The organism is Mesorhizobium sp. M0306 (assembly GCF_040321655.1).
Classification (GTDB): domain Bacteria; phylum Pseudomonadota; class Alphaproteobacteria; order Rhizobiales; family Rhizobiaceae; genus Mesorhizobium.
On the sequence record NZ_JAMYRY010000033.1, the window covers coordinates 52,838 to 65,377 of the forward strand.

General features: G+C 63.8%; 15 protein-coding genes and 1 pseudogene. 5 read left to right on the forward strand and 11 right to left on the reverse strand.

The genetic code is table 11. The annotated features are described in order from the left end of the window. Positions 1-73: 73 nt before the first annotated feature. From NKI95_RS29285 to NKI95_RS29320, 8 genes and pseudogenes are all read right to left on the reverse strand, one after another. Entirely contained in the window at positions 74-1,009 is a 936-nt protein-coding gene (locus NKI95_RS29285) for a phosphatidate cytidylyltransferase (RefSeq protein ID WP_023675663.1), read from the reverse strand. Positions 1,010-1,031: 22 nt separating this feature from the next. Continuing rightward, positions 1,032-1,694 carry a lysophospholipid acyltransferase family protein gene (locus NKI95_RS29290; protein WP_292664595.1) on the reverse strand — a complete coding sequence of 221 codons (663 nt, stop codon included), beginning with the start codon at positions 1,692-1,694 and terminating at the stop codon, positions 1,032-1,034. 8 nt (positions 1,695-1,702) lie between these two features. Beyond that, positions 1,703-2,131 carry a hypothetical protein gene (locus NKI95_RS29295; protein ID WP_352721172.1) on the reverse strand — a complete coding sequence of 143 codons (429 nt, stop codon included), beginning with the start codon at positions 2,129-2,131 and terminating at the stop codon, positions 1,703-1,705. Further along, complete coding sequence (locus NKI95_RS29300) at positions 2,128-3,471, reverse strand: phosphatase PAP2/dual specificity phosphatase family protein (protein ID WP_352721173.1); 1,344 nt, start codon at positions 3,469-3,471, stop codon at positions 2,128-2,130. The genes NKI95_RS29295 and NKI95_RS29300 overlap by 4 nt, the downstream gene beginning before the upstream one ends. 2 nt (positions 3,472-3,473) lie before the next feature. Next, entirely contained in the window at positions 3,474-5,261 is a 1,788-nt protein-coding gene (locus NKI95_RS29305) for a bifunctional alpha/beta hydrolase/class I SAM-dependent methyltransferase (RefSeq protein WP_352721175.1), read from the reverse strand. 26 nt (positions 5,262-5,287) lie between these two features. Continuing rightward, positions 5,288-5,890 carry a CDP-alcohol phosphatidyltransferase family protein gene (locus NKI95_RS29310; protein WP_352721176.1) on the reverse strand — a complete coding sequence of 201 codons (603 nt, stop codon included), beginning with the start codon at positions 5,888-5,890 and terminating at the stop codon, positions 5,288-5,290. Positions 5,891-6,000: 110 nt separating this feature from the next. Beyond that, complete coding sequence (locus tag NKI95_RS29315) at positions 6,001-6,687, reverse strand: hypothetical protein (RefSeq protein ID WP_352721177.1); 687 nt, start codon at positions 6,685-6,687, stop codon at positions 6,001-6,003. Positions 6,688-6,949: 262 nt separating this feature from the next. Beyond that, positions 6,950-7,275 (reverse strand): annotated as a pseudogene (locus tag NKI95_RS29320) (endonuclease domain-containing protein). Positions 7,276-7,541: 266 nt separating this feature from the next. On the opposite strand from NKI95_RS29320, the gene NKI95_RS29325 reads away from it, so the two are divergent. After that, positions 7,542-7,754, forward strand: coding sequence for a hypothetical protein (locus NKI95_RS29325; RefSeq protein WP_292664633.1), 213 nt, complete (start codon positions 7,542-7,544; stop codon positions 7,752-7,754). A 134-nt stretch (positions 7,755-7,888) separates the two neighbouring features. Beyond that, positions 7,889-8,158 (forward strand): DUF982 domain-containing protein, encoded by a 270-nt coding sequence (locus NKI95_RS29330; RefSeq protein WP_352721179.1) that lies wholly within the window; start codon positions 7,889-7,891, stop codon positions 8,156-8,158. Positions 8,159-8,268: 110 nt separating this feature from the next. Here NKI95_RS29330 and NKI95_RS29335 read toward each other — a convergent pair whose 3' ends face one another. After that, positions 8,269-8,538: an usg protein gene (locus tag NKI95_RS29335; RefSeq protein ID WP_023718102.1), complete on the reverse strand. Its 270-nt coding sequence runs from the start codon at positions 8,536-8,538 to the stop codon at positions 8,269-8,271. A 362-nt stretch (positions 8,539-8,900) separates the two neighbouring features. Here NKI95_RS29335 and NKI95_RS29340 point away from each other — a divergent pair, with 362 nt between their 5' ends. From NKI95_RS29340 to NKI95_RS29350, 3 genes are all read left to right on the forward strand, one after another. Continuing rightward, positions 8,901-9,215 carry a co-chaperone GroES gene (locus NKI95_RS29340; protein WP_352721181.1) on the forward strand — a complete coding sequence of 105 codons (315 nt, stop codon included), beginning with the start codon at positions 8,901-8,903 and terminating at the stop codon, positions 9,213-9,215. Between the two features lie 59 nt (positions 9,216-9,274). Further along, positions 9,275-10,906, forward strand: coding sequence for a chaperonin GroEL (gene groL, locus NKI95_RS29345; RefSeq protein ID WP_352721183.1), 1,632 nt, complete (start codon positions 9,275-9,277; stop codon positions 10,904-10,906). A gap of 104 nt (positions 10,907-11,010) precedes the next feature. After that, complete coding sequence (locus NKI95_RS29350; RefSeq protein WP_352721184.1) at positions 11,011-11,226, forward strand: hypothetical protein; 216 nt, start codon at positions 11,011-11,013, stop codon at positions 11,224-11,226. A gap of 63 nt (positions 11,227-11,289) precedes the next feature. On the opposite strand, the gene NKI95_RS29355 is transcribed toward NKI95_RS29350, so the two are convergent. Next, complete coding sequence (locus tag NKI95_RS29355; RefSeq protein WP_352721186.1) at positions 11,290-11,787, reverse strand: GNAT family N-acetyltransferase; 498 nt, start codon at positions 11,785-11,787, stop codon at positions 11,290-11,292. A gap of 88 nt (positions 11,788-11,875) precedes the next feature. After that, positions 11,876-12,244: an endonuclease domain-containing protein gene (locus NKI95_RS29360; RefSeq protein WP_352721187.1), complete on the reverse strand. Its 369-nt coding sequence runs from the start codon at positions 12,242-12,244 to the stop codon at positions 11,876-11,878. Between the last annotated feature and the right edge of the window lie 296 nt (positions 12,245-12,540).

Genomic DNA, 12,540 nt, shown 5'->3' on the forward strand with positions numbered 1-12,540 from the left:
GAAACGGATCAGGTGTCTTCGCAAGCGTCGCGCTGAACCGTTCGGATGCTACCGCGACGAACGGCGCCAGTCTTCACACAGTCCAGAAATAACGCACCGTATGGAAGAAGACCGGGGCGGCGAAGACCAGGCTGTCGGCACGGTCCATCATGCCGCCATGGCCTTCGATCAGATGGCCCCAGTCCTTGACGCCTTGATCGCGCTTGATGGCGGAGGCGACCAGCCCACCAAGGAAGCCCATCAGACAGGCGATGAAGGCGACGCCGGCTGCCTGCAGCGGCGAAAACGGCGTCAGGAACGACAGCAGCGCGCCGAGCAGGCTCGATGCTGCCAGCCCGCCGACCAGCCCCTCCCAGGTCTTCGACGGCGAGACCGTCGGCGCCAGGAGATGCCGGCCGAACAGCTTGCCGAAGATATATTGCAGCACGTCGCTGCCTTGCACGGTGATGATCAGGAAAGCGATCAGCAACAGGTTGCGGCCTTCGAAGCCTGGCACCTCGAGCGTCAGCAGCGCCGGCACGTGGCTGACGCAGTAGACCGAAATCATGACCGCCCATTGCTGCGCCGAGACGCGCTCGAGAAAGCGCTCGGTGTCGCCGTGCAGCGCGGTGATCGCCGGCATCAGCAGGAAGCAGTAGACCGGGATGAAGATGGTGAAGAGCCCGTACCAGGCGGTCCACACCAGCCAGTACTGGAACGGGATAACGATGCCGAACATGCCGAGCAGCACCCAGTGGTCGCTGCGGCGGCTGTGTGTCAGCGTCACGAATTCGCGCAAGGCGGCGAAGGAAATCAGCGCGAACAGGATGGTCATGCCGGGGCGGCCGAAGAAGAAGGCGACGGTGATCGCCACCACCATCACCCACCAGGCATTGATGCGCTGGGTGAGGTTGACCAGCGTCGGCGACAACGGCTTTGGCGCGCGCCATGACAAGACGCCGGCGACGACGCTGGCGCTGATCAGCACCGCCAGGAGGCCGACAATCAGAATGAGGGTTTCGTGCATCATCGGCAGCATTTTGCCTTGGTCCTCAATCGTCTCGCTGCGGCCGGGGGTTCAGCGCCAGCAGCGTTTCGCGGGCGCGGTCGAGAAAGGCGCGGCGTTCCTCACCCGGTTGAATGGCGATCGGCGCGCCGAAGACGACGCGGCAAAGCAGCGGCACCGGCACGAATTGCCCCTTGGGCAGCACCCGCGACATGTTCTCGATCCAGCACGGGATAAGCTCGACATCGGGCCGCGCCATCGACAGATTGTAGAGGCCTGAGCGGAACGGCAGCAGCGGTTCGTCGGTCATGTTGCGCGTGCCTTCGGGAAACAGGATCAGCGAATGGCCTTGGTCGAGCACCGACAGCATGATCGAGATCGGGTGCTGCGTTTCGTCCGTCCATTGCCGGTGGATCAACACGGAAGACAGCATGTCCTCGGCAATGAAACGGCGCAGCCGCGTCTTGCCCCAATAATCGGCGGCCGCCACCGCATGGGTACGGGCGCGTTCCTTCTCGCTGAGGCAGGCCGACAGCAGGATGAAATCGCCGTGGCTGGCATGGTTGGCGAAGTAGATACGCTGCCGGTCCGATGGCTGGCTGCCGTTCCAGATCGGCCGAACTCCGGTGACCACCCAGGCCAGTGCCGACAGGCCGACCGAGGTCACCGTCTGCAGCAGGGTATAGGTGCTGACGCGAAGCTTTGTCATGGACGGGCTCAAAAGAATGCCGCGACGACCGAGGCCGCCGCGAACAGGCTGAAGGCGATACGCTGCTTGGCGAGCAGACGGCGCGTGCCGGCCATCCGCTGGTCGAGCGAGCGGCCGCCGGCCGCCGTGGGTTTCAGCCGCATGCGCGCCAGCACGTCGTCGATCGCCGCGCCGCCGCCTGCCTCGCTGGCGTGGCTGGCCATCAGCCGGAACAGCAGCGCGTCGAATAAAAGCAGGGCCGAGAGAATAATTGTGGCTATGGCACCCGCGGCGGCGATCAGCCAGGCCGCCGCGGACAGCGACGATGTTTGCGGCACAGCCGCCAGGCCGATGACCGGCGCCGCCAGCAAGGCAGCAGCAATCAGCAGCAGAGGCCATGCCACCTGCGCCATCAGCCCGGCGGCGAACGCTTCCGCCCTGTCACGATAGGCGGTCATGTCGCCGCGTCCACGCCAAGATGCACCGGCCGGCCCGCGGCGGCGAGCTTGCCTCGCGCCTGATCCGGCGTGGCGGCCCGGCCGCTGGCGACCAGCCATTCGGCGACGACGGCGGCGCTGCGTTGGAAGCCCAGCGCACAGCAGACCAGCACCGTGCCCTGGCTCTGCGCCGTCTCGATCGTCGCCACCGCTTGCGCACGCGCCTCCGGCGATGGCGGCAATAGATCGACCATGGCCACGCTCACCCAGCGGCCGGAGGCGCCGCGCGGTCTTTCCAATTCGCCGGCAAGGTCGACCACCGTGCCGAAGGGGTCGGCCTCGGCGGCGGTCGGAAAACGGCCAAGGAAAACACCGTCGGCGATGACGATCTGCGCCGGAAACTTTCGCGTCCACGCCCACACATTGGCCTTGGCGCCAAGGCGGTAGGGCCAAAACAGAAGACGGCTGGCCAGCGACACGCGGCCATCGGCTGTTTTCTGGAACAGTTTGGCGCCGGCGCCGGCATAGGCGAAAGCGACTATGGCCAGCGCCAGTGCCGGCCACAACAGGATGAGCCACAGCGCCGAGACCAACGCGCCGGCAGCCGCGCCGGCCAGCGCAAGGGTTGCGCCGAGCGAATAGAACAGCGCCAGCCGCCGCGCCTTCGGGTCAGCGCTCAGGCGGAAGCCGGCGAACGGCAGCTCGCCGTCGCGCGGAAACAGCCACAGCGCGAAAAGGCCGAGCAGCGCGCCAGTCGGAATGTCGATGAAATGGTGCTGCCACGTCGTCAGCACCGAGGCGCCGATCAGGAAACACCAGAAATGCCAGGCGACGCCGGCAATGCCGGTCAATCTGTGACGCCAATGGTCCCAGATGATGACCAGCAGCGCGATATGCAGCGACGGCGCCTGGTTGAAGGGTTTGTCGAAGCCGCCGAGTACGGCGAACATGAAACCGGGCAGGCCGCTCGTCTGCGGGCGCGCGAAGGTCGCCGTCAGCGGGAACAGGATGAAGCAGGCGACGGCGACGAGCTGCGCCGTCAGATAGCGGCCGGCAAGGCGGTCGACGCCGCTCTTCGAATTGTTCAACAGCAGCGACAAGCCATAGAACAGGTTGATCGACCAGTAGGGCACGATCGTCCAGGCAAGGAACGGGACGCCATGCTCCCAGCCGAAGACGATGCTGCCGACGTCGTCGCGCCGCGACGCCAGCCAATTGGCGAAGCCGTAGGTGGCGTAGAAGAACGGCGCCAGAAATGCAAGCCACAGGGCGGCGCGCAGGACTATCCCGGGATATGGCTCGCGCGGCAAGGCCGGAAGGGCAGGGGCATCGTGAGGAAAGGCAGAGGCAGGCAAGTTCATGCTCAGACGCGCCGCGCGACCGAAACGGTGAAGATGCCCCACTGGTCGATGCGCTGGTCGAGCTTCTCGAAGCCGGCGGCCGCCACCAACTGGTCCATCTCGGCCTGCGTGCGGCGGCGCATCACCCAGGCCTGGCCGCCGCGGTGCGAGGTCAGGCTGCGCGCGATCATCTCGAGCTGCGGATGCCAAGGCTGATTGGTGTAGACGAGCAGGCTTCCGGGCTGCATGGCGCCGGCCAGTCCACCGAGCGAGCGGGCAATCATGGCATTGTCGGAAAACAATTCGTAGAGCCCCGAGACGACGGCGAGATCCGGCGCCGGGTCGAGCCCGGTCAGCGTGGTGGCGTCGAATGCGTCACCTTGATGGAACGAGATAGTCACCGGCAGCCTGCGCTCGGCGATCAGCTTGCGGCCGAGCGAGACGTTGAGCTCGGAGAAATCCTGCAGCCGTACGCTTGCCGGCGGCTCGGCGCATTTCTGCACGGCATCGAGCACGTAGCGGCCATGGCCAGCGGCGATATCGACGATATGGACCGGCCGGTCGGCGGCCTTCAGCGTCTCGGCGGCGCTGCCGATCAGCTCTTCCAGATGCAGCTTGCGCTGGCGGATGCCGCGCCAGCCGATGGCATCTAGAAAGGTGCGGTCGATCATGCGGCCGATGGGGCTGATGCCGCGCGCCTCGTTCTCGTAGACATAGTCGAGCGTCGAGCCGGAATCGAAGCCGGTGGCAATCCCCGTCTTCATGCCCGACGATAGCCAGGCGCCCATGCGGATCGAGGCGCGGCTCATTGCCCAGTAGAGGCCCCTTAGCGACAGCAGCGGCAGCGGCGAGGCCAGCCGGTCGGCCTCGTCGCGTGTGTAGCCGGCGCGGTCGGCCTGGATCAGGTCGACCGGCTTTTCCGGCGCCGCGAATTGCTTTTCAAGGAAAGGCCTGATCAGGTCGAGTGCCTTGTGGCGGTCGCGCTCGCCAAGCGTGTCGTGGAAGAAGCCGGGCAGCACATGCCGCTCCTTGGCCGGGTTCGCCAGGTTGACGAAAATCTCGTGCTGCGGTCCATGCCGCACCACCCAGTCGCTGCCCGAGATCAGAACCTGTGTCGGCACGGTGATGGCACGGGCGTCGGCGACGATGCGCGCGGCATGATCGTAGAGCTCGACCAGGATGTTGGAGGCGATCGGCCGGGTGATCAGCGGGTCGGCCTCGAAGGAGGCGATGCGCTCGGGGTCATGCGTCAGGAATTTCGCCTTGACGTAGGAATTGACGAAGAAGCGGCCCTTCAGCTTTTGCCACAACGCAATGCCTTGCTTGGCGAAGGGCACGTAGAGCTTGACCGAGAAGGCCGGCGAGGCCAGCACCAGGGCGCGAATGTTGGGCGCATAGTCATGCACCCAGGCGGCGGCAAGCACGGCGCCGAAGGATTGCGCGATCAGCGCGATGTCGCGCCGGGCAAAGCCGTCGCTGCCGATCTCGCGCACGAAACAATCGATGTCGCGCACCAGCGCGGCAAACGACGGCGCATAGCCGCGCTCGCCGGCGGAGCGGCCATTGCCGCGCGCATCCCAGGCATAGAAGGCGTGGTCGGGCATCTGGAGCTCGTCGACCAGATGGGCCATGCGGCCGCCATGCTCGTGGCCGCGGTGGAACAGCAGGATGGCGCCCTTGCGGTTTTCCGACAGTGCCGGCCAATAGCGATAGAAGATCTCGGTGCCGTCATGGCTCTTGAAGCTGCGCTCCTGCGCCACCCGCTCGATGTTGGCTGGAGCCACGGCGGCAACCGTCTGTTGGTGAAGCATGTTGTTCTCCCTGGCGAGACCGGAATTCAGCTGCCGCTCCCGTTAAGGCCGCTGCGTATCCGGTTGATGGCGGTCGCCAGCGAGAGTGTAGCCATGGCCGGAAACACGAGCGGCGTGAGCGCCGGGACCCACAGGCCTAATGCGATAAGCACGGCGAGGATGCCAAGCGCCAGCGCCCGGTCGCTTTTGCCGAACGGGCCGGCATAGTTGCGCCCGGTTCCTGCGGCGATGCCGAGCACGCCGGCGAATTCCGCGATCATCGCCGCGGTAGCAAATGCAACGACGCCCCAGGCAGGAAAGATGACGGCAAAAGCCAGGATCAAAGCGAGATCGGAGACAACGTCGCAGAGCTCGTTGAGATACATGCCGAGCTTCGAGGCCTGGCCATGTTCCCTTGCGAGCATACCGTCGATCGCATTCAGCGCCATTCGCATAAACAGCACGAGCGGCATCAGCAGAAGGACCACGCGGTGGCCGGCAAGGGCTGCCACCACAAGGCCGGTGGCGAGCGAGAGGGCCGCGGCCAGCAGCGTGATCTGGTTGGCGGTGATGCCCGCCCTGGCCAGGCCGTTGGCAAGCGGCCGCAGCCTGGCCTGGAAGGCCGGTTTCAGCGCATAAAGCGTCGGCATATGCGAACCCCCCGGCCGCGGTGCAAAGTGATGTTGGCGAGGATGGTCAATTGGCACGCAAGACGCAAGGGCGGCGCCCTGCCACTTTTCGACATCCGGTTGCGTCGGCGCTAGCTTTCGCTGTCGCCATTGTCGCCTGGGAACCGTGCGGGCAAGCTTTCTTCGGCCGCCGCCCAGGCGCGACTATGATAGCGCCGCAGGATGAGAATGCATGTCGCGAAGGCCGCCAGCCCACAAATCACGCCGGGCGACATGCCTCCGCCGAAAGCGGACTTAACAACGATGCCGGTGAAGACGCCGGCGATGGCGCCGTTGATCGTGCCCACCATCCCCGCGGTGGTCATGAAATATTGCAGCGGCGAGGGCCTGAGACCTTTGTCGACCAGCACCGCCGAAGGGTCGTCATGCGTGGAATTGACAAGGTATCTTTGCAGGAGGGGCGCCAGTTCGACGAAATAGTGGCGGATCCTGGCCATGCCGCGGGCATGCACCATGTCCTCAATGGCAACCTGCACCGCGCGCACGAAGGTGACCAGGCCGATGAAGAAAAGGCAAGGCAGCAAGATCAGGCTGAACAACACGAACGGCCTGCCCATCTCCGTGACCTGCGCGACGAAGGACAAGGCAATCGTTGCGCTCGAGACCGAGGTCAGGAACAGATCGGCTCGCTGGTTCGCTTCCTGAATGGTCGCGGCGCGAGCGTTTTGCAGCACGAAATGCTCGGTCGTCAGGCACTGCAGGGCGTGCTGCGCCTGGTCAGGCGGAACCGGAGTGTCGGGAGAACGGGTCATCGACATTTGCCCCTTCCAAGAGCCGGCGCTCCCTGGGTTCCGCCGGCCCATTTTGGGCGACCTGTGCTTTCGATCTGGTTGTCGTCCGCCGCAAGTCAAGACCCGGTGGTTTTCTTGTCCCGGAACGTGGCGCCAATCTCGCAAAAGAGGCGCCGTCGGCGAAACAGCCAATCTCCCCACTTGAGGGGGAGATGTCCGGCAGGACAGAGGGGGGCGCTGTCCCGCAAGCCTTGCTGATCTAAGCCCGGCATCCGAGCTTAACGCATGTCTACCGAGCCAAGCCAGCCGCAATCACGATGTGCTGACAGACATTGTCGATATCGTTGATATCGCGAATAACGTCGTCGTTCCAGAAGCGCAGGACTGTCCAGCCCAGCCTTGCAAGCCTCGCACTTCTGCCAGCGTCCGATCCCGAGGCTTCGAGTTCGGCATGCTGGCAACCATCTAACTCGATGATCAGCTTTTTGTCCGGGCAGGCAAAATCGACGATATGGCCTGCGATTGGCATCTGCCGCCGAAATGCCAGCCTCATGAGACGATGCGCCCGGACTTCATTCCAAGCTTCAGCTCGGCGTCCGTCATGGCCCTGCGCATTTTGCGCGCATTGCCGCGGTTGTTTGCAGCCCATCGGCCCTCTGACTTGTCTGCTTACTAGCTGTTCTAATTTCGATAGATTCGAGGGACAGCGCCCCCCTCTGGCCTGCCGGCCATCTCCCCCTCTAGTGGGGAGATTGGCGGTTTCGCCGGCTGGCTTCAATCGCCAACGCTGACTTCCCCGGCCGGTTATTGTCTGCCGCAGGTCAAGACCCAGATTCTTGTGTTGCCGGGCCCATTCCCGGCACTCGCAGATGGAGCTGACCATGACACGCGACGAGATCATTTCTGTGCTGGGCCCGGTCGACGACGCCGTTATCGCCGACATTGCGGCGACGGACGGGACGGTCCAGGAATTGCGTGAGGCCCTGGCCTGGATCGCCGCCGACGAGGCGCTGGTGAACGAGGGCCGACCGCTGCCGACGGCAAGAGTAGCGATGCTGATCGAACTGCTGCAAGGGCCGGACGAGGAGGAATAACCGGCTGTTGCCGCGATGCTCTTGAACCGCGCAAAGAGACGACCACCTTCGGCGGCGCCGGCCGGCCGTCGGTGCCTGCCAGCATAACGTTGCTTGCTCAAACAAGAAGACGATCAGAAAACAAGGAGGAAGTGATGGACGACGTCCGCTTTGCCGAGCCGATCACGTTGAAATTCCAATCCAGCGAGCGCAAGGTCGCCAGCAGTTGGGAAGCCATCGAATGCATGCGCCAGCAGTGGGCGGACCGTGCACGCGGCCGGAGTTGGCGCGCCGCCTATCGGACCTGCCGCGACGCGCTCGACGGTTGGCGTACCGCGCGTGATGCGCGCAAGGCCTTCGTCAGGGCGGCGCGCAAGGCCGGATTGCTCGCATCGGCCCGCAAGCCTGTCGACCACGCCGGCTAGCCCGGCCCCCCCGCCGATAATGTGAGATCCAAGACAAGTGGGGAGAGGCAGCTGCCTTTCCCCCACCTCGGAGACTTTGTCAGCTGTCTAGCGGCTGATCGGCTTGCTCCTCAGTGGACGGTGATAATGCCGTTTACGGCCCGCCATTCGGAGGGCTGGATCAGGTGATGATGGGCGACGCGCACCGAATGCAGCGGGCCTTCGATCTCGCGCTCCCAGAAATCGAGGAAATGCTTCAGCGTCGGGAAATCGGGGGCAATATCGTACTCCTGCCAGATGTAGAGCTGCAGCAGGCTGCGATGATCGGGCAGGCGGTAGTGGATCTCCGCCGTGGTGAGGCCAAACCCTTGCATCTGGAGCTGAAAGTCCCTGCTGGTCATGCGATCGTCCTTTCCGTTGAAATCTCGGTCTGTTGAAATCTCGGCCTGCAAAACGCCTCGCCTTCCACATAGGTTCCAGCCGCCGCGAGCGGCTCCCGGCGGACGGGATTTTGAAAAATCCTGCCAAATTTCAGGCGCATTTTACCTGAGGCGACTAATGTGCGAACGATTACAGGGTATTGGCACTCTCAGGTGTCGAGTGCTAAAATTTTTGCGGGATCCTCTTGAAAGCTGAAAAAAGCGCGACTAGTTCGTATGCGCGCGATGCCTGACGAAGGGTCGTGCACCCCGTGCCGGGCCGATTATTGCCGGTCCGGTCAGGAGGATCTTCGAAAATCTGTTTGTCCCGAGAGGAGAACGACATGACGTTCCGTCCATTGCACGACCGCATCCTGGTCCGCCGTATCGAGGTCGAAGAGAAGACCGCCGGCGGCATCATCATCCCAGACACCGCCAAGGAGAAGCCGCAGGAGGGCGAGGTCATTGCCGCCGGTCCGGGCGCGCGCGACGACAGCGGCCAGTTGCAGCCGCTCGACGTCAAGGTCGGCGACCGCATCCTGTTCGGCAAATGGTCCGGCACCGAGATCAAGCTCAATGGCGAGGATCTGCTCATCATGAAAGAGAGCGACGTGCTGGGCGTTATCGAGGGCGCCGGCGAGATGAAGAGGGCCGCCTGAGCGGGGCCTCAACAAGCATTCCAGTCAACGAAAAGCTGCCTATTCGAAGGAGTGATCCAATGGCTGCCAAAGATGTGAAATTTCATACCGAAGCCCGCGAGAAAATGCTGCGCGGCGTCGATATTCTCGCCAATGCGGTGAAGGTAACGCTCGGTCCCAAGGGCCGCAATGTCGTCTTCGATAGGTCGTTCGGCGCCCCGCGCATCACCAAGGACGGCGTGACTGTCGCCAAAGAAATCGAGCTGGAGGACAAGTTCGAGAATATGGGCGCGCAGATGGTGCGCGAGGTCGCCTCGAAGACCAGCGACACCGCAGGCGATGGCACCACGACCGCGACGATTCTTGCTCAGGCCATTGTCAGGGAAGGGGCCAAGGCGGTCGCTGCCGGCATGAACCCGATGGATTTGAAGCGCGGCATCGACAAGGCGGTCGACGCCGTCGTCGCCGACCTGAAATCCAATGCCCGCAAGGTGACCAGGAACGACGAAATCGCTCAGGTCGGCGCCATCTCTGCCAATGGCGATGCCGAGATCGGCCGCTTCCTCGCAGAGGCGATGGAAAGGGTTGGCAATGAGGGTGTCATCACTGTCGAGGAAGCCAAGACCGCTGAGACTGAGTTGGAAGTGGTCGAAGGCATGCAGTTCGACCGTGGCTACCTCTCGCCCTATTTCATCACCAACCAGGATAAGATGCGCGTCGAACTCGAAGAACCTTATGTGCTGATCCACGAGAAGAAGCTGTCCAACCTGCAGGCCATGCTTCCTGTGCTCGAAGCCGCCGTGCAATCGGGCAAGCCGCTGTTGATCATCGCCGAGGACGTCGAAGGCGAGGCGCTGGCGACGCTGGTCGTCAACAAGCTGCGCGGCGGCCTGAAGGTTGCGGCCGTCAAGGCGCCGGGCTTCGGTGATCGCCGCAAGGCCATGCTCGAAGACATCGCCATCCTGACCGGCGGCACGGCGATCTCGGAAGACCTCGGTATCAAGCTCGAGAACGTCACACTGGAGATGCTCGGCCGCGCCAAGAAGGTGCTGATCGAGAAGGAGAATACCACCATCGTCGACGGTGCCGGCCGCAAGGATGAAATCCAGGCGCGCATCAGCCAGATCAAGGCTCAGGTCGAGGAAACCACCTCCGACTACGACCGCGAGAAGCTGCAGGAGCGGTTGGCCAAGCTCGCTGGCGGCGTCGCAGTCATCCGCGTCGGCGGCTCGACCGAGATCGAGGTCAGGGAGCGCAAGGATCGCGTCGACGACGCCATGCACGCCACACGCGCGGCGGTCGAGGAGGGTATCCTGCCCGGCGGCGGCGTGGCGCTGCTGAGGGCGGCGAAGGCGCTCGATAACGTCGTCGTCGACAATCCCGATCAGAAGACCGGTGTCGACATCGTGCGTCGCGCCATCGAAGCGCCGGTGCGCCAGATCGCCGAGAACGCCGGTGCGGAAGGTTCGATCATCGTCGGCAAGCTGCGCGAGACGTCCGACTTCGGCTATGGCTGGAACGCCCAGACCAACGAGTTCGGCGACCTGTACGGGCAGGGCGTCATCGATCCGGCTAAGGTCGTGCGCACTGCGCTGCAGGGTGCGGCCTCTGTTGCCGGGCTGCTGGTGACGACCGAGGCGATGGTGGCCGAGAAGCCGAAGAAGGAAACGCCCATGCCTCCGATGCCCGGCGGTGGCGGCATGGACTTCTAAGGTCAGGCTTCCAAAGCGCGATTTCGAAACGGCAGATGGACCGTGTCCGCCAAAGGCGGGCACGGTCTTGCCGGTCCGGGAACTGATGCTGAGCAGGTGTTGCCATGGATATGACGGACAGTCTTGGAAAGATCGCCGCGCCGACCCGCCCGAAGAACGATTTCAACTATGAAACCGATTGCAGGGCGGCGCTGGCGCCTTTGGTCGACGGGTTGCTGGATATGGCTGAGTCGGCCGGCTGGGATCGCCGCAAGGCGGCCTACACGCTGATGTTTCTGGCGGCTCAACGCGTGGGGGCCGGCAAGGAGGAGCGCAAATGATTGCGGCGCGGATGCGCGAATGCCTGCTCTAGTGGGGAGATTGGCAGCTTCACCGACAGCGCTTTAAGCCCGTGGCAGCAGCCGGCGCATGATCAGCGAGGCGTGGCCGCCCACCCCGTGTGCAGCCGGCCGGCGCTCGACGACCTCGAAGCCGTGCTTGCGATAGAAGGCGATTGCGCGGTCGTTGCCCTCGATCACTTCCAGTGCGATGCTGGGAATACCCGCATGCGCGGCAAGAACGGCGTGCAGCAGGTCGGCGGCAAAGCCGGTGCCGTAGTCGCTTTTGTCGATATGGAGCCGCTCGAGCATGACCTCGCCCTTGTCGTCCATCGCCGCCATCGCGTAGCCGGCGAGCGAGCCGTCAGCCCGCTCGGTGACGAAGGACATCTTGCTGTCGTCCCTGAGCTCGGCCGCCAGCCGCTCCGGCGCGTGCTTCTCATCCGACAGCCGTGCCGTAGTCTCGGCACCCAGGATCGGCGAATAGGTGTATCGCCAGGACTCTCCAAGTAGCCGAGACACCGCCGGCACGTCCTGTTCGGTCATGGTCCTTATCTGGGTCATTGGCACCTCGCCTCAGAAACCTGCCCTTTGAGCGGAGATGTTCGGCAGGACAGAGAGGTGCTGTCCCACCGACCCTGCACGGCCGAGTTCAGCGCACATCCGCGCCGGCCACGATTACGATGTGCTGACAGACATTATCGATATCGCGAATGACGTCGTCGTTCCAGAAGCGCAGGATAGTCCAGCCGAGCGCTTCAAGGCGCGAGCTTCTTGCAGCATCCGATGCCGAAGCTTCGGCCTCGGCATGCTGAGAGCCGTCCAACTCGACAATGAGCTTTTTGTCCGGACAGGCAAAATCGACGATAAAGCCGGCGATGGGCATCTGGCGGCGAAATGGCAGTCCCATGAGACGATGGGCCCGGACCTCGTTCCAGAGCTTCAGCTCGGCATCAGTCATCGACTTGCGCATTTTGCGCGCATTGCCGCGGTTACTGGGAGGTACGGGATAGTGGTTCACTACTTCTATTCCCTTCGCGCGAAACTTGCCTATCCCTCTACGCTGCGCTTGAACACCCCCCTCTGTCCTGCCGGACATCTCCCCCTCAAGGGGGGAGATTGGCAGCTTCGCCGAAAGCGCCCTTCTTTGGAGATTGGCGAAAGCTGGAGCGACATCCGATCTCCCCCCTTGAGGGGGAGATGTCCGGCAGGACAGAGGGGGGTGCTGTCCCGCCGACCTGGATAGCTACCGCTCCTCCACCATCACCGCCTCACCCGCGATTTCAGCCAGCGGTCGAAGGCCACGGCGAGGATGAG